This is a genomic window from Mesorhizobium argentiipisi (SeqCode) (genome assembly GCF_037179585.1).
In the GTDB taxonomy this organism is placed as follows: Bacteria; Pseudomonadota; Alphaproteobacteria; order Rhizobiales; family Rhizobiaceae; genus Mesorhizobium; species Mesorhizobium argentiipisi.
This window is the reverse complement of record NZ_JAPYKO010000002.1, coordinates 184198-202187: the sequence shown is the minus strand read 5'-3', so window position 1 is coordinate 202187 and position 17990 is coordinate 184198. Positions and strand designations below refer to the sequence as shown.

At 63.5% G+C, this 17990-nt stretch carries 19 protein-coding genes; 10 read left to right on the top strand and 9 right to left on the bottom strand.

Annotated features, from left to right (window positions below):
* Positions 1-119: 119 nt before the first annotated feature.
* Entirely contained in the window at positions 120-1142 is a 1023-nt protein-coding gene (locus tag O7A05_RS03895; protein WP_337091636.1) for an acyltransferase family protein, read from the top strand.
* A gap of 110 nt (positions 1143-1252) precedes the next feature.
* Here O7A05_RS03895 and O7A05_RS03890 read toward each other — a convergent pair whose 3' ends face one another.
* The gene (locus O7A05_RS03890) at positions 1253-3322 is read right to left on the bottom strand and encodes an ASKHA domain-containing protein (protein ID WP_337091635.1); all 2070 of its coding nucleotides are present in this window, start codon (positions 3320-3322) and stop codon (positions 1253-1255) included.
* A gap of 89 nt (positions 3323-3411) precedes the next feature.
* Here O7A05_RS03890 and O7A05_RS03885 point away from each other — a divergent pair, with 89 nt between their 5' ends.
* On the top strand, positions 3412-3654 hold the full coding sequence (locus tag O7A05_RS03885; protein ID WP_337091634.1) for a hypothetical protein: 243 nt from the start codon (positions 3412-3414) through the stop codon (positions 3652-3654).
* A gap of 79 nt (positions 3655-3733) precedes the next feature.
* Here the strand turns inward: O7A05_RS03885 and O7A05_RS03880 are convergent, their stop codons facing one another.
* The 6 genes from O7A05_RS03880 to O7A05_RS03855 all read right to left on the bottom strand — a co-directional run bounded on the left by O7A05_RS03880 (position 3734) and on the right by O7A05_RS03855 (position 8418).
* The gene (locus tag O7A05_RS03880) at positions 3734-4708 is read right to left on the bottom strand and encodes a methyltetrahydrofolate cobalamin methyltransferase (RefSeq protein WP_337091632.1); all 975 of its coding nucleotides are present in this window, start codon (positions 4706-4708) and stop codon (positions 3734-3736) included.
* A 135-nt stretch (positions 4709-4843) separates the two neighbouring features.
* Positions 4844-5938, bottom strand: a complete 1095-nt coding sequence (locus O7A05_RS03875; RefSeq protein WP_224581293.1) for a methylenetetrahydrofolate reductase — start codon at positions 5936-5938, stop codon at positions 4844-4846.
* A complete protein-coding gene (locus O7A05_RS03870; RefSeq protein ID WP_337091631.1) occupies positions 5935-6534 on the bottom strand; it encodes a methylenetetrahydrofolate reductase C-terminal domain-containing protein in 600 nt (199 codons plus the stop codon). The genes O7A05_RS03875 and O7A05_RS03870 overlap by 4 nt, the downstream gene beginning before the upstream one ends.
* The gene (locus tag O7A05_RS03865) at positions 6527-6829 is read right to left on the bottom strand and encodes a virulence factor (protein WP_041003951.1); all 303 of its coding nucleotides are present in this window, start codon (positions 6827-6829) and stop codon (positions 6527-6529) included. Before O7A05_RS03865 ends, O7A05_RS03870 begins: the two co-directional genes overlap by 8 nt.
* Positions 6830-6964: 135 nt before the next feature.
* Entirely contained in the window at positions 6965-7747 is a 783-nt protein-coding gene (locus tag O7A05_RS03860) for a formyl transferase (protein ID WP_337091630.1), read from the bottom strand.
* Positions 7748-7842: 95 nt separating this feature from the next.
* Positions 7843-8418, bottom strand: a complete 576-nt coding sequence (locus tag O7A05_RS03855) for a DUF4893 domain-containing protein (RefSeq protein ID WP_337091629.1) — start codon at positions 8416-8418, stop codon at positions 7843-7845.
* A gap of 123 nt (positions 8419-8541) precedes the next feature.
* Here O7A05_RS03855 and O7A05_RS03850 point away from each other — a divergent pair, with 123 nt between their 5' ends.
* Positions 8542-9453, top strand: a complete 912-nt coding sequence (locus O7A05_RS03850; RefSeq protein ID WP_337091628.1) for an NAD-dependent epimerase/dehydratase family protein — start codon at positions 8542-8544, stop codon at positions 9451-9453.
* Between the two features lie 3 nt (positions 9454-9456).
* Here the strand turns inward: O7A05_RS03850 and O7A05_RS03845 are convergent, their stop codons facing one another.
* A complete protein-coding gene (locus tag O7A05_RS03845) occupies positions 9457-10098 on the bottom strand; it encodes a DUF1638 domain-containing protein (protein WP_337091627.1) in 642 nt (213 codons plus the stop codon).
* 53 nt (positions 10099-10151) lie between these two features.
* On the opposite strand from O7A05_RS03845, the gene O7A05_RS03840 reads away from it, so the two are divergent.
* On the top strand, positions 10152-10286 hold the full coding sequence (locus O7A05_RS03840) for an entericidin A/B family lipoprotein (RefSeq protein WP_041003961.1): 135 nt from the start codon (positions 10152-10154) through the stop codon (positions 10284-10286).
* An 85-nt stretch (positions 10287-10371) separates the two neighbouring features.
* On the opposite strand, the gene O7A05_RS03835 is transcribed toward O7A05_RS03840, so the two are convergent.
* Positions 10372-11070, bottom strand: coding sequence for a corrinoid protein (locus O7A05_RS03835; protein ID WP_224511077.1), 699 nt, complete (start codon positions 11068-11070; stop codon positions 10372-10374).
* A 270-nt stretch (positions 11071-11340) separates the two neighbouring features.
* Between O7A05_RS03835 and O7A05_RS03830 the strand changes: the two genes are divergently transcribed.
* The 6 genes from O7A05_RS03830 to O7A05_RS03805 all read left to right on the top strand — a co-directional run bounded on the left by O7A05_RS03830 (position 11341) and on the right by O7A05_RS03805 (position 17985).
* Positions 11341-12915, top strand: a complete 1575-nt coding sequence (locus O7A05_RS03830; RefSeq protein ID WP_337091626.1) for a trimethylamine methyltransferase family protein — start codon at positions 11341-11343, stop codon at positions 12913-12915.
* An 89-nt stretch (positions 12916-13004) separates the two neighbouring features.
* Positions 13005-13724: a hypothetical protein gene (locus O7A05_RS03825; RefSeq protein WP_337091625.1), complete on the top strand. Its 720-nt coding sequence runs from the start codon at positions 13005-13007 to the stop codon at positions 13722-13724.
* 75 nt (positions 13725-13799) lie between these two features.
* Positions 13800-14531: a dienelactone hydrolase family protein gene (locus O7A05_RS03820; protein WP_337091624.1), complete on the top strand. Its 732-nt coding sequence runs from the start codon at positions 13800-13802 to the stop codon at positions 14529-14531.
* A 290-nt stretch (positions 14532-14821) separates the two neighbouring features.
* Positions 14822-15385 (top strand): RNA polymerase sigma factor, encoded by a 564-nt coding sequence (locus O7A05_RS03815; RefSeq protein ID WP_337091622.1) that lies wholly within the window; start codon positions 14822-14824, stop codon positions 15383-15385.
* Between the two features lie 2 nt (positions 15386-15387).
* Positions 15388-17577 (top strand): YfbK domain-containing protein, encoded by a 2190-nt coding sequence (locus tag O7A05_RS03810; RefSeq protein WP_337091621.1) that lies wholly within the window; start codon positions 15388-15390, stop codon positions 17575-17577.
* Positions 17578-17715: 138 nt separating this feature from the next.
* A complete protein-coding gene (locus O7A05_RS03805) occupies positions 17716-17985 on the top strand; it encodes a hypothetical protein (protein WP_337091620.1) in 270 nt (89 codons plus the stop codon).
* Positions 17986-17990 lie beyond the last annotated feature (5 nt).

Below are 17990 nucleotides of genomic sequence, written 5' to 3'. Positions count from 1 at the left end.
CCCGTTTCGATCCGATAGCTGCCATCGGCGGTTGACAGAGGCGAGCGGCTGCATTGTTATTGTGCAATGCGGCGTGGGGTATGTGCATCGCAGCATGATGCGATACTGGTCAGGGCATCATGACGAGCATACATAGTATCCAGTATCTGCGCGGCCTTGCCGCGTTCGCGGTCGTTTGCTTTCACGTCAGCGAGCAGTTCGGCGGTCCGTTCGACGTCGGGGCAGCCGGCGTCGACATCTTCTTCGTCATCAGCGGCTTCATCATGTGGGTGACGACGGCCGGCAGGCCGGCCGATCCCTGGCGCTTCATGGGGCGCCGGATCACCCGCATCGTGCCTCTCTACTGGATCGTCACGCTGCTGACCGCGGCGGGCATCCTGCTCAAGCCGCAATTCTTCTACGGCCATTTCTTCAGTACCCCGAATTTCCTGGGCTCACTGTTCTTCCTGCCGGTCCTGCAGGAGGGCGCGCTGCATCCCATCGTCATACAGGGTTGGACCCTTTCCTATGAAATGATGTTCTATCTCGTTTTCACGCTTGTCCTGTTTCTGGGCGAGCGGTGGCGGTTCGGCGTCCTCACCGGCGCGCTTGTCGCCATCGTCGCGCTGCATTTCGTCCTTCCCGCCGGATATGCGCATGCCTTCACCGATCCCGTCGTGATCGAGTTCGCGGCCGGCGTCATCGTGGGGCGCTTGTGGCTCCAGGGCGCCAGGCTACCGCTCGGGGTGGGGCTGGCGATGGCTGGCGCAGGATTTCTTCTGCTTGCGGCCGGCTCGCTATTCGATGCCGATTTGCCGCGCGCCTTGCGCTGGGGACTTCCGGCCGCATTGATCGTGGCGGGCGCGGTTTCTGCCGAGCGGGCGCGGCCGTTCAAGCCGGCTGCCTTGCCCACATTTCTCGGCCATGCGTCCTATTCGATCTATCTGTGGCATGTCGTGGTCGGCGTCCTGGCGACCGGCGTCGTCCTGAGGATTGGCCTGCCGGCAGCATTGCAGCCGGCGACGATCCTGGTCGCCACGCTGGCGCTTTCGGCAATGCTTTATCTGATCATCGAAAAACCTTTGATCGGGCTGCTGCATCCGCAACGTCCCAAGGGCGCCGTGAAGGCAGCCAATGCCGCGGCCGCAGGGGCCGCGGAATGAGTTGAAACGTTAGATCAGGATGACGTTTCGTTGACTCGCCATCCTGATCTAACTCTTTGTTGGAGCATGATCTTCTCCGAAAACCGGTTCCCACTTTTCGGGATCATGCTCTAGCCGCGGCCGCGCCGTGCCGCGCGTTCCTCGCGCGAACGCCGGCGAGGGGTGGCGTCGCCAGCGGCGCCGTCCTCGCCCACCGTCTTGCGCGGCGGCAGCTTCACCGCGGCCGCCAGCTTGGGGAAGGGGTCGACCTTGTTCGGCAGCGCCATGGCGTAGACGAAGTGCTCCTGGAATTTTGGCTCAAGCGCCGTCTCGATCTTCTCGATCCTGCTCACCGTCTCCTCGATCTCGCGCCGGTAGCCGCGATTGAGCAGCGCCATGCGCGCGCCGGCGCCGGCCGCATTGCCGACGGCCGAGACCTTGTCGAGGTCGCAATCGGGGATCAGGCCGAGCACCATGGCGTATTTCGGATCGATGAAGGAGCCGAAGGCACCGGCGAAATGGATGCGGTCGACATGGTCGGTGTGCTGCTTTTCCATCAACAGCTTGGTGCCGGCATAGAGGGCCGCCTTGGCAAGCTGGATGGCGCGCACGTCGTTCTGGGTGATGGTGATCTTCGGCTCGCCCTCCTTCAGCACGTAGGAGAACGTGCGGCCGTTCGGCACGATGCGCGGCGAACGCATGCCGAGCGATCCGTCGACGACGCCGTCCTCGGAAATGATGCCCGACAGATACATCTCGGCGATCACTTCGATGATGCCCGAACCGCAAATGCCGGTGACGCCGGTCGCCTGCACGCTCTCGGCGAAGCCCGGCTGATCCGACCACAGTTCCGAGCCGATGACGCGGTAGCGCGGCTCGAGCGTGTCCGGATCGATGCGCACGCGCTCGATGGCGCCGGGGGCCGCGCGCTGGCCGCCGGAGATTTCCGCACCCTCGAAGGCTGGGCCGGTAGGCGAGGAAGCCGCGACGACGCGCGCCGAGTTGCCGAGCACGATCTCGGCATTGGTGCCGACATCGACGATCAGCATCATCTCGTCCTGGCGATGCGGCCCCTCCGAAAGAGTTACGGCGGCGGCATCGGCGCCGACATGGCCGGCAATGCAGGGCAGCATATAGAGGCGCGCGCCCTGGTTGAGCTTCAGGCCGATGTCGGAGGCCTTGATGCGCACGGCGCCGGAGACGGCAAGCGCGAAGGGCGCGCCGCCGAGCTCGGTCGGATCGATGCCGAGGAACAGATGATGCATGATCGGATTGCCGACAAAGACGGAATCCAGGATGTCGGCGCGCTGGACGTTGCCTTCGGCGCAGACCTTGTCGACGAGGCCGGAAACCGCCTCGCGCACGGCGACCGTCATGCCTTCGCGGCCGTCCGGATTCATCATCACATAGGAGACGCGGCTCATCAGATCCTCACCGAAGCGGATCTGCGGATTGGACGTGCCGGAAGATGCGGCGACGCGGCCCGACAGCAGCGACACCAGATGCATGGCAATGGTGGTCGAGCCGATGTCGCAGGCAAGGCCGTAGGCTTCGTTCTTTAGGCCGGGCCACAGCGCGATGACGCGCGCGATATCGCTGTCGGCATCCTTGTGGATGGCAGCGGTGGCGGTCCAGTTGCCCTTGCGCAGGATGCCCTGCACCTGCGGCAGCAGATAGAAATCGAATTCAAGATTCTTGAGGCCCCAGTCCTTCATCAGGGCGATCTTGAGCCGGTCGAGATCGCCGAGGGGCTTGTGCATGTCGGGCTCTTCGATCTCGACATAGCACATGCGGATCGCCGTATCGCGGGCGATTACCCTGGTGTCGGCGTCCTTGCGGATGGTCTGCGCGTTGATGACCGTGTCCTGCGGCACATCGATGACGAGGTCGCCGAGGATTTGCGTCGAGCAGGAGAGGCGACGCCGCTCGGGCAGGCCGCGCACGCGCTCATAGCGCTCTTCCTTGGCCCCCTTGGGCGAGATGTGGTCGTTGGACGAGACGATCTTGTGCTTGGCGAAATTGCCTTCCTGCACTTCGACCTGGCAGCGCCCGCAGGTGGCGCGGCCGCCGCACACGCTTTCGACATAGACGCCGAGCTGGCGCGCCGCATCGAGCACCGGCGTGCCGACCGGGAACCGGCCGCGCTTGCCCGACGGCATGAACAGGACGAGCGGATCGGTGATGTTGGGGGGAGGATTCATGCTGGCACGTGTCTCGATGGCAATTGCCGATGCCGTTTAACGGATCGTTTTCCTATTGGGCGGAGAGTCCGTTGGTCCAGGGGCCAACCATGTCGGATCTGCTGCTCTCCGCCATCTTCACCGCGTTCACCATGGTGCGCGTGATCAAGGGCTCGTGGCTGCGCAATCCGCAATACCTCGCTACCGGGATTATCGGCGCGATCGTGGGTGCGCTGCTGCTGCACGCGTACTGGCCCGCCCATGACGATGATTTCATCGTCGGCGGCGTAACGGGCATCTTCGGATCCTGGGCGGGAATGGCGTTGTTCGACGCCATATTGGGCGTGGCCTGAACGCAAAGCAGAGCTGTCCGAGCGCATCCGCGATGCGATCGGACCAGCATTGTTTGCGGTGCGGCTCACGGTTGCGCGCTTATCCCCTGGCCATGCGGGCTTCGCGGCCGCCGCGGCGACGTCCGCCATTGCCGTTGCCTTCGCCCGGCGCATTGACGGCTGTTGGAGCCGCAACCGCTTGGCCGCCTTCGGCCGGCTTGTAATCCTTGTAGGTGCGGATCCAGTTGGTGCAGTTCTCGTCGGTGCCGTTGAGGACATTGGCGCCGCGCACGGCTTCCATTTCCTGCGGCCGGACCGGGTTCATGATTGCCGAGGTCATGCCGGCGCCGATCACCATCGGTATGAAGGCGGCGTTGATGCCGTGGCGGTGCGGCAGGCCGAAGGAGATGTTGGAGAGGCCGCAGGTGGTGTTGACCTTGAGCTCCTCTCGCAGCCGGCGCAGCAGCGCGAATACCTGGCGTCCGGCATCGCCCAGCGCGCCGATCGGCATCACCAGCGGGTCGACGACGACGTCATGCGCCGGGATGCCGAAATCGGCGCAGCGCTCGACGATCTTCTTGGCGACGGCGAAGCGGACATCCGGATCCATCGAGATGCCGGTCTCGTCGTTGGAGATGGCGACGACCGGGACGTTGTATTTCTTGACCAGCGGCAGGATGGCCTCGAGCTTTTCTTCCTCGCCGGTGACGGAGTTGACCAGCGGACGGCCCTTGGCGACCTTCAGCGCGGCCTCGATCGCGGCGCTGACCGAGGAGTCGATCGACAGCGGCAGATCGACCAGGCCCTGCACGATTTCCAGCGTCTGCACGAGAAGCGCCGGTTCGGTCGCGTTGGGGTCGACGGCGGTGACGCCGGCATTGACGTCGAGCATGGTGGCGCCGCAGGCGGCCTGCTCCAGCGCGTCCTTCATGACGGTCTCGAAATTGCCGGCCACCATTTCGGCGGCCAGCTTCTTGCGGCCGGTCGGGTTGATGCGCTCGCCGATCACGCAGAAGGGCTGATCGAAGCCGATGACGATTTCTCGGGTCGCCGAGGCGACGATGGTGCGGGTCATGGAATCTCTCCGTCGGGATATAAAGAGTTCTTTATATCGTTATCTGATTTGGTTCAAGTGAATGCGTGCCGTCCGCGCTCTAAGTTCATGTGTGTCGTTGCCCCAAAACCGGTTCCCACTTTTGGGCGACATACATCAGTGCGCGGTCTTCACCATGTCCACCTGGGTTTCGGTAATCTCGTCATGCAGTATGTGGTCGAGCCGTTCGGCGACGATCTGATCGTCGCGGCGGATCTCCCGTTTCCAGGGCTGGCGGCCTTTCAGCACGCCGGATTCATCGACGATCTCGGCGACATATTCCTCCTGGCGATAGGCCATCACATGGACGCCGGCGACGCCCGGGATTTCCTTCACCTCGTTGATGATGTCGATGCAGAGCTGCTTGCCTTCCTTCTTCTGATCCTGCGCGCCTTCCAGCCGCTTGATCACCGCATCGGGGATGTGGATGCCCGGCACGTTGGAGCGGATCCATTTCGCGGTCTTGGCGGAAGCGAGCGGGCCGACGCCGCAGAGCAGGAAGAGCTTTTCGGTGTGGCCGAGATCGCGCGCCTTCTGCATGAAGGCTTTGAACATCGGCACGTCGAAGCAGTACTGGGTCTGCGCGAACTGCGCGCCGGCGGCGATCTTCTTGCCGAGATGGATCGGGCGGAAGTCGTAGGGCGGCGCGAAGGGATTGACCGCGCAGCCGAGGAAAACCTGCGGCGGCGTCGTCAGCTTGCGGCCGGACAGGAACTTGCCGTTGTCGCGCATGATGCGGATGGTTTCGAGCAGCGACATGGAATCGAGGTCGAATACCGGCTTGGCGCCGGGCTGATCGCCGGCCTGCACGCCGTCGCCGGTGAGGCAGAGCATATTGGCGACGCCCATCGCGGCGCCGCCCAGCACGTCACCCTGGATGGCGATGCGGTTCTTGTCGCGGCAGGCGATCTGCATGATCGGCGCATAGCCCATGCGGGTGAGCAGCGCACAGATGCCGACCGAGGACATGTGGCAGTTCGCGCCTGAGGCATCGACCGCGTTGATGGCGTCGACCCAGCCGTCGAAGATCTTGGCGCGGTTATAGACGTCTTCCGGATCGGCGCTGTCTGGCGGGTTGAGCTCGGTCGTTACCGCGAACTCGCCGCGGCGCAGCACGCGCTCCAGCCGGCCGCGCGAAGTATGACCGGGCAGGGGATCGAGCGGCAGATGGATGCCGGCCGGGTTCTCGTCGCGCTGGTGGCGGACGCTCATGCTGAAGCTCCGGTGTTCTGCTGGTTCTGGGCGGCTTCACGCGCTGCGGCGGCCTGCGCCGTTACCCTGAGCCATGCCGAGGTTTCGCGTAGCGACTGATCGACCGGCTTCTGCACGGTCAGGATCTTGTCGCCATGCACCATGTTGCGCGAGCCCTCCCAGGCCTTGACCCAGACGCAAGGCATGTCGGGCTCGACCTCGCAATTGCCGTTGGCGCGCACGCCGCCGCAAGGGCCATTGCGAAGCTGTTTCGGGCAATTCATCGGACACGACATGCCGGTGGAGGAGAGCACGCACTGGCCGCACATGCGGCAGTCGAACATGAAGCCCTTGACGCGCTTCTCGATGAATTTCACCGGGGCTTCGACCCGGCTGTAGCCGATGCCCTTCCACAGAGGATGCAGGAGCAGGAAGGCGTCGGCGAAGCGGCTGTAGAACCATTCGAGCAATCGCGAGTGGCGGATGGACCAGAGTCTGACGGCAAAAGTGCGCTGGACGCGTCGCTGCGGCGACACGTCGGCAGGCTTGTAGTCGGATTTCGGCGCTGCCTTTTTGACCAAGGTGGCCTGCGTAACCGTCGGCTGTTGCTCAGACATTTTCTTTCCCGCCAGCCTTGACCAGAGCGACCAGCCGCTCGCGGTCATATTTCGCGTCGAGTTCCTGATAGGCTTTCTCGACCTCGGCCTCGATGTCGTCGCCGACCGGAACCGGGTCGGCCTTGCGCCATTCCGCCAGATAGTCGTCGGTGCCGCCGGCGCCGGTGCGCATGGCGCACATGTCGATCGCCTCGGTGAAGCGCAGCGGCAATTCGCGCTTGGCGTTCTGCCGGCCCTTCTTGACGATGACCTGGGCTGGGATGTCGCGCCAGTAGACGACGATCAGATCGGCCATGAATTCTCAACTCCTCGAAGTCATGGAGCATTGCCGCATGCGTGGTTGAGCCGCTTGTTATGGGACGACGCGCGCGCCTTCAAAAGCGACGCTGGCCATGACGCAAAGCGAATGCTGGAATCGGTTGCCGGCTGATCACCAGACGTGCTTGGTCAGGCCGGTCCAGAGGTAGAACCAGATCGTCGGGTGATACCATTGCTTGGACGGTAGATCCGGATCGATCGTTTCCAGTCTGCCGGCTAGCGCATTGCCGACCGCCTCGACGCATATATCGCGCGAAAAGGCGGCCTGCCGCAGCGCGTAGCTGGCAATCGTGTCGCCGGTCTTGGGCCTGCTGCGCGCCTGCTTCAGCACGCCGCCGGTGTCGACGCCGGCATCAACCAGATGCACGGTGGTGCCGAAGTTCCCTTGATCGCCGCAGGCCAGCGCCCAGTAGCCGCCATTCATGCCGCGATATTTCGGCGCGATGCCGGCGTGATAGTTGAGCACCGGGCAAGGCATCTTTGCCAGCGTATCCTTCGACAGCAGCCTGCAGCCGGCAAGCAGCACGACGCCAGGTTTGATGCTGTTGATTTCTTTCAGGCATTCCGGCGCGTTGGCTGAAGGCACATGGATGATCGTCTGGCCCTGCCGCGGCTCGGTCGCGAGCTTCTCCTCGGCGATCAGTCTCTCGGCATGACCGGCCAGGAACCGCTTGCCGAGCCTGGTCAGCACCATCGTGCCGAGCTGGCCGATGGCCGAGATCCAGCCCTGGCGTCGCGCGCGGCCGATGAGCAGGCGCTTTTTGGATTCAGCGGATTCGAGGATGACGCTGACAGGACCGAGGCGGTCGGCAAGCGCATTGACGATGGCCCAGATATGCGGGCCACCTTCGGTGACGACCACGATCGGTCGCGTACTCGATTCCGACGCTGCCACGGCAAGCACCCGCTATGAAAATCGGGCGCATGCTATGCGGAGCGGGGTTAATCCTTGGTGTGCCCGAGACCCAGTCAGGCGTTTCAGCGCCCGGTTCAGCGCTTGAATTCCATGATGTCGAGCTTCGATTCGTAATAGGGCGCTGGGAATTCGATGCGCCATTCGGTGGCGCTGTTGCGGAAGGCGTAGCCGACCTGGTCGCTTTCGGGGCCGCTGCCATAGGGCTTGGCCTTGTCGTCATTGACCGAGAACGAGCCGAGATAGATGGCGCGTTTCTCGTTGTCGTCGAAGAAGCGGCCTGTTGTGCGCTGCGAGCCGCTGACCTTGGTAAGCCGCCAGCCCGAGCCGTCGTCTGTGACCTTGCACTTGAACCAGCCATAGATGATGAGCGGGCTCAGGCCGCCTGCCTTGATGGTGCGGCACTTCCAGTTTCCGGTGAGGTCCTTGTCGGAGAAGGCGACAAGTGGCTTGGCGAGCAGGTCATTCAACTGCTTGACCTCCGACGGATTGCCGGCTTTTGCCTCCTCGAGGGCCGCCTTGCGCGTTTCGCCGTATCTATCCAGTCGCGTCTTGTCGGCGGCGGTGATCAGCTTCTGCACTTCGCCGTCGGCATGGGCAGGCAAGGTGAGGGCGACGAGGCCGAGGGCGGCAAAAAGCAGGCGAGGGGTCATGAAATGTCTTTCCTCAATCGATGGCTGGAACAATTTTTTCCATCACTGGCGCACAACTTACCGGTTCGCCATCGCCTGTCATCCATGCTTAACAGCGTGAGCTCGAAAATGGCGGTTTGATCGATGCGGATATTGCTCACGGGATCGTCCGGCTGGCTGGGCGGTGCGCTTCAGCCACGACTGGAAGCGCTCGGCCATGAGGTGGTCGGTCTCGATCCGGTTGCCTCGGCGCGCACGCAAGTCGTCGGCTCGATCGCGGATCGAGAGCTGGTCTTCGGAACTGTCCGCGACAATCAAATCGAGGCCATCATTCACAGCGGCGCGCTGCACAAGCCGAACATCGAGCATTTCGAGAACACGGATTTCGTCGCGACCAACGTCCAGGGGACGCTGAACCTGCTCGACGCGGCGGTTGCCTGCGGCATCCATCGCTTCGTCTTTACCTCGACGACGTCGCTGATGATCTCGCAGGCGATCCGCGCCGGTTTCCAGGGGGGCGCGCGCAAGGCCGCCTGGCTTACGGAAGAGATGTCGCCGGAGCCGCGCAACATCTACGGCGTGACGAAGCTTTCCGCCGAGCATCTGTGCCGCCTCTACCACCTTGAACACGGACTGCCGGTCGTGGTGCTGCGCACGGCGCGCTTCTTTCCCGAAGCGGACGACATGGCGCATGCGATCGAGCAATCGGACGCCAACACCAAGGCCAACGAGTTGCTGTTCCGCCGGCTGACAGTTGAGGATGCGGCGGAAGCCCATGTTGCGGCGTTGCAGAAGGCGCCGGGCCTGGGCTTCGATGTCTTCATCATCTCGGCGCCGACACCGTTCCGGCCGCAGGATTGCGCCGAGCTGATCGCCGACGCGCCGGCCGTGGTGGCGCGTTATTTCCCGGAATATCCGCGCCTTTTTGCCAAGCAGGACTGGACGATGTTTCCGTCGATCGACCGCGTCTACGATCCGTCGCGGGCGAGGGAGAGGCTGGGCTTCGTCTGCAGGACCAGCTTCGCCGACGTGCTTGCCGCGCTGAAGCAGGCGTGAAGGCTAGGCGTCTTGGGCAGCGCCCTGTGCCGCCCGTGCCAGTTCGCTCGTCAGGTCGCCATAGCCGGTCGAGCGGCGCTCATAGGTGAGGCCGAGCATGGCGGCCGCTTTCTCGGCGACCTTGTCGAGCTCCGGGTCGTCGGTCTGGGCAAGATAGATCAGCTTCTGGTAGTTGCCGAAATAATCCTTGATCAACTCCGGATGCCGGTCGAGGCCGAGCGGCTTGATGAAGAAGGCGTCGAACTGGCGGCAGAGGAAATCGGTCATGTAGAACGACATCATGTCGTCATCGGCGACCTTGGCGTAGGCGTCCATGCCCTGGTAGAAGGCAAAGCAATGCGGCCCGGCCATGCGCTCGACGCCGTGCTTCTCGATGACGCGGTCGAGCAGGCCGCCGGTGCCGCAATCGGCGTAGCCGACGAAGATGTGCTGGTAGCCTTCCGCCTTGGCTTTCTCGATCGCCTTGTCCATCGCAGGGGCGATGTGGTCCGGATAGAAATGGAAGTCGGCCGGCAGGCAGGTCAGTTCGAGATGGTCGAGGTTTAGCCGTTGCTTGACGGCCAAAACTTCGCGCGCAATCATCCCGCAGGCGATGACGAGCAGCCTGTCTGTTTGATTCGGTTCCGTTTTTTGCGTTTTGACCAAGTCGGGCCGGCTTTCGCTGCGGGGCTTAATATCTGTCGAGGGAGACACCTTCCATGAAACTGCTACGCATCGCGCCGATCGCCATCCTGGCCTGCGCGCTTGCACTCACCGCCTGCGCCAACACCATCCGGGGCGTCGGCAAGGATGTCAAATCGACGGCAAGGGCGGTCAAAGACACCGTCAACTGATCGGCAGCCTCGCCTATCATCTGGGAACAAAAAAGCCGCGCTGCAAGGCGCGGCTTTTTCTGTCGATCCATCCTGATGCCTTGGATCAGGCGGAAGCGCGAACGTTGTGCTTGCGCTTCATGTAATCCTTGGCCGTCTCCACCGCCACCGCGGCGTCGCGGCAATAGGCGTCGGCGCCGACGGCCTTGCCGAATTCCTCGTTGAGCGGCGCGCCGCCAACCAGCACGACATAATCGTCGCGGATGCCCTTTTCCTTCATCGTGTCGATGACGACCTTCATATAGGGCATGGTGGTGGTGAGCAGCGCCGACATGCCGATGATGTCGGGCTGGTGCTGCTCGATGGCGTCCAGATATTTCTCGACCGCGTTGTTGATGCCGAGGTCGATGACGTCGAACCCGGCGCCTTCCATCATCATGCCGACGAGGTTTTTGCCGATGTCGTGGATGTCGCCCTTGACGGTGCCGATCACCATCTTGCCCTGCTTCGGCGCGCCGGTGGCGGCGAGCAGCGGACGCAGGATGGCCATGCCGGCCTTCATGGCGTTGGCCGAGAGCAGCACTTCCGGCACGAACAGAATGCCGTCGCGGAAGTCTTCGCCGACGATGCGCATGCCTTCGACCAGCGCTTCGGTCAGCACCTTGTAAGGCGCCCAATTGCGCTCGAGAAGGATGTTGGTGCCTTCCTCGATTTCTTCCTTAAGCCCGTCATAGAGGTCGTCATGCATCTGCTGCACAAGCTCCTCATCGGAAAGCTCGGAAAGGATGATCTCGTCGTCGGACATTTTTCTCGGGCTCCTTGCTGCTCGGAATGACTGCGGCAGCCTAAAAATCGATGCGCCAATACCTAACCCGCGAGGGCAAGCTAGCCATAGCTGATTTGCGACTTCCCGCAAAAGGAAAGCGACTGAAAAATTGGCGCTTTTCTTGTCGATTTTGCGACAGGCGTTGGCGCTGGCTGGCCGTTTCCAATAGGGTGCATGGCTACGATCCGGCAAGAAGCGGCGACGAAGGGCCGCCCCAGCCAATTCAGGCCAAGTTATAGGAAGACGATCATGAGCGATAACGCGGCAGTCGAGCAGGAAGCGTCAGGTGGACGGCGCGGACGCGGCGCCAGCGGCGGTGCGGCGGCACGCCGGGCGGCCCGTTCGGGCGGCGGCCCGGGCACCCAGCTCACCTACATCAAGCGCAAGATCAACGTCTATGAGGTCCTCAACGAGGAGGGCCTGGCGCTGATCGAGAAGAACACCGACACCGTGCTGGAAGAAATCGGCATCATCTTCCGCGACGACGCCGAGGCGCTGGCGCTGTGGAAAGAGGCAGGCGCCGACGTCAAGGGCGAGCGCGTGCACTTTCCCAAGGGCCTTTGCCGCTCGCTGTTGAAGACGGCCCCTTCGATCTACACCCAGCATGCGCGCAATCCGGAGCGCTCGGTGCAGATCGGCGGCAACGCGACCGTGTTCGCGCCGGTCTACGGCCCGCCCTTCGTCCGCGACCTCGATGGCAACCGCCGCTACGCGACGATCGAGGATTTCCAGAATTTCGTGAAGCTCGCCTATATGGCGCCGTCGATCCACCACTCGGGCGGCACAGTGTGCGAGCCGGTCGACGTGCCGGTCAACAAGCGCCACCTCGACATGATCTACGCGCATATCCGTTACTCGGACAAGCCGTTCATGGGGTCGGTGACGGCGCCGGAGCGGGCCGAGGACACGGTGGCGATGGCCAAGCTCGTGTTCGGCGACGACTTCGTCGAGAACAACACGGTGCTGACCAGCCTGATCAACGCCAACTCGCCGATGGTGTTCGACGAGACCATGCTGGGGGCGCTGAAAGTCTATTCGCGCCACAACCAGGCCTGCATCGTCACGCCCTTCATCCTGGCCGGCGCGATGAGCCCGGTGACCGTTGCCGGCACGCTGACGCAGGTGCTGGCCGAAGTGCTCGCCGGCGCCTCGTTCACGCAGCTGATCAGGCCCGGCGCGCCGGTGCTGTTCGGCACCTTTGCCTCGTCGATCTCGATGCAGTCCGGCGCGCCGACCTTCGGCACGCCCGAGCCGTCGCTGGTCTCTTATGGCGCGGCACAGCTCGCGCGGCGGCTCGGCCTGCCGTTCCGCACCGGCGGTTCGCTCTGCGCCTCGAAAGTCCCGGACGCGCAGGCAGCCTTTGAGAGCGCCAACACGCTCAACTCGACGATCCTTGCCGGCACCAATTTCGTGCTGCATTCGGCAGGTTGGCTCGAGGGCGGTCTTGCCTCCTGCTACGAAAAATTCATGATGGACATCGACCAGCTCGGCATGCAGCAGAAGTTTGCCGAGGGCGTCGACCTGTCGGAAAACGGCCAGGCGATGGACGCCATCCGCCAGGTCGGCCCGGGCAGCCATTATCTCGGCTGCGACCACACCCAGGCGAATTTCCAGACGGCCTTCTACCGCTCCAGCATCGCCGACAACAATTCCTACGAGCAGTGGCTGGCCGAAGGCGAGAAGACCGCGCCGCAGCGGGCCAATGAGCTTGCCCGCCGCTGGCTCGAAACCTACGAGGCGCCGCATCTCGATCCGGCCATCGACGAGGCGCTGAAGGACTTCATCGCCAAGAAGAAGGGTTCGATGCCCGACGCCTTCACGTGAAAGGAGCCCGAGTCAGGCCGGGCTAAAGTCGCCAACATCATTCACAAGGAAGTCTGGCGGAGCGCGTTCTCCGATCCGGACCGGAAGGGATGACTTTTTCCCGCGGCACGGTCGAGGAGATTGCGGCTGCGCTCGCGGCCAACGGCCTGATCCTGCGCGGCGGTTTCAGCTTCGGCGACGATGAGATGGCGCCAGCCGGACTTTCCGGCGCTCCAGCCAAATCGGTGCTGCTCATCGGACAGGCCGGCGCGGCGCCCTGGTCGCATTTCCAGCGCTGGCGGGAACGACAGGCGAGAGACATCGCCAACCCACTCGACAGCTGGTCGTGCGAGGTGATTGGCGCGGTGGCGCAAGAATTCGGCGTCCGCGCCGTGTCGCCTTCAGACCGGCCCTATCTGCCGTTCCAGCAATGGGCGATGCGGGCGGAAGGGCTGAAACCGTCGCCGCTCGGCATTCTCATGCATCCTGCCTATGGGCTCTGGCATGCCTATCGAGGGGCCTTGCTGTTCGAGGACGAGATTTCTCCCCCCGAAGCTCACGAAGCGATTCATCTGTGCGACACGTGTGTCGAAAAACCGTGCCTGAAATCCTGTCCGGTCGGCGCATATTCGGTGGCTGGCTTTGCGCACGAGGCGTGCCTGGTGCATGTGCGTGGCACGGATGGTGCGCCCTGCCGCGCCGGCGGCTGCCTCGACCGCAACGCCTGTCCCTATGGCGCTGAGTATCGCTATCGGGCCGACGTCCAGGCTTTCCATATGGCGGCGTTCGCCGGGACTGTAGGCATTCTTCCGAACCGCACGGAAACTTGACCGCGATCGAGAGGTTGCGGCTTGCCCTGCCGGGCGGTGCGGATATCTATCGCCTGGCAACCGGCGGAGCGCGCAATGACGAAGCAGGACATCAAGATCAAGACCCTGGACGGCACGGCGAAGGCACGGCTGTTTCGTCCAGCCGCGCCGGCCAAGGCTGGCGTCATCCTCTACATGGATATTTTCGGTCCGCGCCCGGCGCTCGACCAGATGGCCGAGCGCCTCGCGGAACATGGCTATGCCGTACTGGTGCCTGATCTCTTCTACCGCTATGCGCCCTATGGTCCGTTCGATCCCAAAACCGCCTTTGCCGAGGAAAAGACCAAGGCCCTGCTGTTGATCCTGAGCGGCGGCACGACGCAGGGCATGACCATCCGCGACGGCAGCGCCTTCCTCGATGCTCTGGCCGCCGAGGGGATCGCCGGACCTGTTGGCGTCGTCGGCTATTGCATGGGCGGCGCGCGCGCGCTGAACGCGGCGGCGAGCTATCCCGACCGTATCGCCGCCGCGGCGAGCTTCCATGGCGGCAATCTCGCCAGCGACGCGCCCGACAGCCCGCACCGCAAGGCGGCCTCGATCAAGGCGCGCGTCTATGTCGGCGTCGCCGGCGTCGACCGCAGCTTCCCGCCCGAGCAGTCGGCGCGGCTGGCGGAGGCGCTCAGGGTAGCAGCGGTCGACCACGTCATCGAAAACTATGTCGGCGTCGGCCACGGCTGGTGCGTCAAGGACCACAGCGTCTATGACGAGGCGGGCGCCGAGAGGCATTGGAAGCGGCTGACGACGTTCTTCAAAGAGACGCTGGGATAAGGTGTGCCGATATTCGGGTGAGGCCGGCCTACAAATGGCGGCTTCCTGCGCTTCCGGTGCTCACGTACATTGGAAGCGGCTGACGACGTTCTTTAAAGAGACGCTGGGTTAGCCTTCTTTCGCAGATCGCGGAGGGGCGCCGTGCAGCGCGAGCCTTCGAATGTTCGCGCCGCCCCTCATCCGCTTCGGGCACCTTCTCCCCGTAAAACGGGGAGAAGGAAAAAGTGCCTCCACAAAAAAATCTTTCCATCGCCCCAAGGATTGGTCATTAGCCTTCGTCCAACAGGCAAATGACGGCGATGATGCTGGACGACGGCGAAGCCTCCGATGCCGAACTGATCGGGCGGGCGAGGGGCGGAGACAGGGGGGCTTTCGGCAAACTGCTCGAAAGGCACTATGGCTTCGTCTATCGCGCCGCCTATCGCTGGTGCGGGCGCAAGGCCGACGCCGAGGACATAGCCCAGGATGTCTGTGTGCGGCTCGGCCGCGCGATCCGCGACTATCAGGGCAACGGCGCCTTCACGACATGGCTCTATGCCATGACGCTGAATGCGGCGCGCGACGTGATACGCAAGCGCGCCCGCGACGTAGCCAAGACCGATGCCTATGGCGCCTATGCGCTGATCGCGGGCGAAGCGTCGGCGCAGAGCGACGATCCGGCCGAGGCGCTGTGGGCGGCGGTGCGGATGCTGCCCGACAAGCAGCGCGACGCGGTGCTGCTGGTCTATGGCGAAGGTTTCAACCACGCAGCAGCGGCGGAGGTGATGGCGATCTCGGAGGCGACAGTTTCCTGGCACATCCATGAAGCGAAGAAACGGCTGAAGCTGCTGATGCGTTCAGCCGGGGAAGTGTGACCATGGTCGACGACAACGAACTCGAAAGGCTGCGCGACATCGCGGTACCGGCGCCTGGCGGCGAGGCGAAGACGCGCGCGCTGGCCGCCGCAATGCAGGCCTTCGACTTGGACGAAAAATTTTCCACCGCCACCCAAGGATCACCGGCTGGCCTTCGTCTCACCGAGCGAGCAAGAATGCTCTGGAGAGACATCATGCAACGGAAACTCATTGCCACGCCGGCCATCACCGCGCTGATCGCGCTGCCTATCGCCGGCTATGCCGCTTTCGAGATGCTGAAGGAACAGCCGCCGGTCATCGGCGGCAACGGCACGGTCATCGAGAGCCTGGCCGACAAGCCGGCGGCGCAGACGCCTGCGCCGGAACAGCCCGCGATCAACGAGCCGCTGGCAGCGGCGCCTGCCAAAGAAAAGAAGATCGACGCGGACGCCGAGACCCGGGCCAATTCACAAACGGCGCCGGCGGCGCCGAAGCCGGCGACAGAGGTCGACGGCCTGCTCAAGCAGGAGGCTGCGCCCGAAGCTGAGCCTGCCCTGCAACCGGCGCCAGCAGAGAGCGGCCAGCTTGCGGCCGGCGGCAAAGACGGGGTCGGGGTAATTGCGGGCTATTCCCCGAAGCGGAGCGCCGACCAGTTGGAGCGGGCCGACAAGGCGCCGGCAGGCAGCCCGGCCGCTATTCCGGCGTCTCCGCCTGCGATCGCCGATTCCAAGCTCATGGTGCAGCCCGCGCCGATGCCGGCCGACCAGATGCAGCCGCAGGAGGAAAACCGCGACCGCGTCGAGAATTTCAAAACCAATCCGGTGCATGAAACAGCCCAGGATCCGGTCTCGACTTTCTCGATCGATGTCGACACGGCCTCCTATTCCTTCGTGCGGCGCTCGCTGAAGGAAGGCAGTCTGCCCGAACCGGACACGGTCCGTATCGAGGAGATGATCAACTACTTCCCCTATGACTGGAAGGGTCCGGAATCGGCTTCAACGCCGTTCAACTCGACCGTCACCATTATGCCGACGCCGTGGAACGAGCACACCAAGCTCATGCATGTCGCGATCAAGGGTTTCGACGTGACGCCGGCCGAGCAGCCGAAGGCCAATCTGGTTTTCCTGATCGACGTCTCGGGCTCGATGGACGAGCCCGACAAGCTGCCGCTGCTGAAATCCGCCTTCCGCTTGCTGGTCAGCAAACTGAAGCCCGACGACACCGTCTCGATCGTCACCTATGCGGGCAATGCCGGCACGGTGCTGATGCCGACCAAGGCGGCGGAAAAGCAGAAGATCCTTGCGGCCATCGACAATCTGGCGCCCGGCGGCTCGACGGCCGGCGAAGAAGGCATCCGCGAAGCCTATAAGCTTGCGCAGCAATCCTTCGTCAAGGACGGCGTCAACCGGGTGATGCTTGCCACCGACGGCGACTTCAATGTCGGCCAGACCGATGACGACGACCTCAAGCGGCTGATCGAGAAGGAGCGCAAGACGGGTGTGTTCCTCTCGGTGTTCGGCTTCGGCCGCGGCAATCTGAACGATCAGATGATGCAGACCATCGCGCAGAACGGCAATGGCACGGCGGCCTATATCGACACGCTGGCCGAAGCCGAGAAGGTGCTGGTCGAGGATGCCTCCTCGACGCTGTTCACCATCGCCAAGGACGTCAAGATTCAGGTCGAGTTCAACCCAGCCACGGTCTCCGAATACCGTCTCGTCGGTTATGAGACCCGCGCCCTGAAGCGCGAGGATTTCAACAATGACCGCGTCGATGCCGGCGATATCGGCTCGGGCCATTCGGTGACCGCGGTCTATGAGATCACGCCTAAAGGCAGCGGCGGCGAGCAGGTCGATCCGCTGCGCTACGGCCAGGCCAAGGTCGACAATGGCGGAGTCGCCAATGCGGGCGAATATGCCTTCGTCAAGATCCGCTACAAGCTGCCGGACGAGAATGTCTCGAAGCTGATCACCACGCCGGTGACCGCCGCCAACGAGGTCTCGTCCTTCGATGCGGCCGGCGCCGACCAGCGTTTCTCAGTCGCCGTTGCGGCTTTCGGGCAGAAGCTGCGCGACGAGGATCAGACCGCGAATTTCAGCTACGACCGCATCGCGGAGATCGCCAATGCCGCACGCGGCGCCGATCCATTCGGATATCGGGCAGAATTCCTCTCGCTGGTGCGACTGGCCTCGTCGCTGGACGGCAACAAGTAGGCCATTGCGATTGACTGAGGGCCGGCGGGGCAAATCCCGGCGGCCTTTTTGCGATCGTTAAATTGTGCGGCTTTTCGGGAACTTCGCCGCAACCGAGCTTCTGTTAGTCAATGCTGATAGAGATTTGAGGGATCAGCAGTGCATATCACGACAATCGGGAACGCGAACTCGACGGCGGTCAATGCGCCGGCGCGGGGATCGTCCGCGGAATCCACTCGCATCAGGAGCGATGTCGATGCGGCCCGCAACACAGCGCTTTCGGCGCTCAACAACGACCGGTTTCGCGTGATGCTGGAGCAGATCAGCGATCCAGGCGCATCGGGCGCGCTGGCGACGATGAACTCCGACGACCAGAACGTCGTCGATTTCAATACGGCGCTGTCCCGCTACGCCGAAAACGGCAAATAAGCGGG

Excerpts from the sequence above, each read along its gene's own strand:
- O7A05_RS03895 (WP_337091636.1), top strand. The coding sequence starts at position 120 with ATGACGAGCATACATAGTATCCAGTATCTGCGCGGCCTTGCCGCGTTC.
- O7A05_RS03890 (WP_337091635.1), bottom strand. The coding sequence starts at position 3,322 with ATGAATCCTCCCCCCAACATCACCGATCCGCTCGTCCTGTTCATGCCG.
- O7A05_RS03885 (WP_337091634.1), top strand. The coding sequence starts at position 3,412 with ATGTCGGATCTGCTGCTCTCCGCCATCTTCACCGCGTTCACCATGGTG.
- O7A05_RS03880 (WP_337091632.1), bottom strand. The coding sequence starts at position 4,708 with ATGACCCGCACCATCGTCGCCTCGGCGACCCGAGAAATCGTCATCGGC.
- O7A05_RS03875 (WP_224581293.1), bottom strand. The coding sequence starts at position 5,938 with ATGAGCGTCCGCCACCAGCGCGACGAGAACCCGGCCGGCATCCATCTG.
- O7A05_RS03870 (WP_337091631.1), bottom strand. The coding sequence starts at position 6,534 with ATGTCTGAGCAACAGCCGACGGTTACGCAGGCCACCTTGGTCAAAAAG.
- O7A05_RS03865 (WP_041003951.1), bottom strand. The coding sequence starts at position 6,829 with ATGGCCGATCTGATCGTCGTCTACTGGCGCGACATCCCAGCCCAGGTC.
- O7A05_RS03855 (WP_337091629.1), bottom strand. The coding sequence starts at position 8,418 with ATGACCCCTCGCCTGCTTTTTGCCGCCCTCGGCCTCGTCGCCCTCACC.
- O7A05_RS03850 (WP_337091628.1), top strand. The coding sequence starts at position 8,542 with ATGCGGATATTGCTCACGGGATCGTCCGGCTGGCTGGGCGGTGCGCTT.
- O7A05_RS03840 (WP_041003961.1), top strand. The coding sequence starts at position 10,152 with ATGAAACTGCTACGCATCGCGCCGATCGCCATCCTGGCCTGCGCGCTT.
- O7A05_RS03835 (WP_224511077.1), bottom strand. The coding sequence starts at position 11,070 with ATGTCCGACGACGAGATCATCCTTTCCGAGCTTTCCGATGAGGAGCTT.
- O7A05_RS03830 (WP_337091626.1), top strand. The coding sequence starts at position 11,341 with ATGAGCGATAACGCGGCAGTCGAGCAGGAAGCGTCAGGTGGACGGCGC.
- O7A05_RS03825 (WP_337091625.1), top strand. The coding sequence starts at position 13,005 with ATGACTTTTTCCCGCGGCACGGTCGAGGAGATTGCGGCTGCGCTCGCG.
- O7A05_RS03820 (WP_337091624.1), top strand. The coding sequence starts at position 13,800 with ATGACGAAGCAGGACATCAAGATCAAGACCCTGGACGGCACGGCGAAG.
- O7A05_RS03815 (WP_337091622.1), top strand. The coding sequence starts at position 14,822 with ATGACGGCGATGATGCTGGACGACGGCGAAGCCTCCGATGCCGAACTG.
- O7A05_RS03810 (WP_337091621.1), top strand. The coding sequence starts at position 15,388 with ATGGTCGACGACAACGAACTCGAAAGGCTGCGCGACATCGCGGTACCG.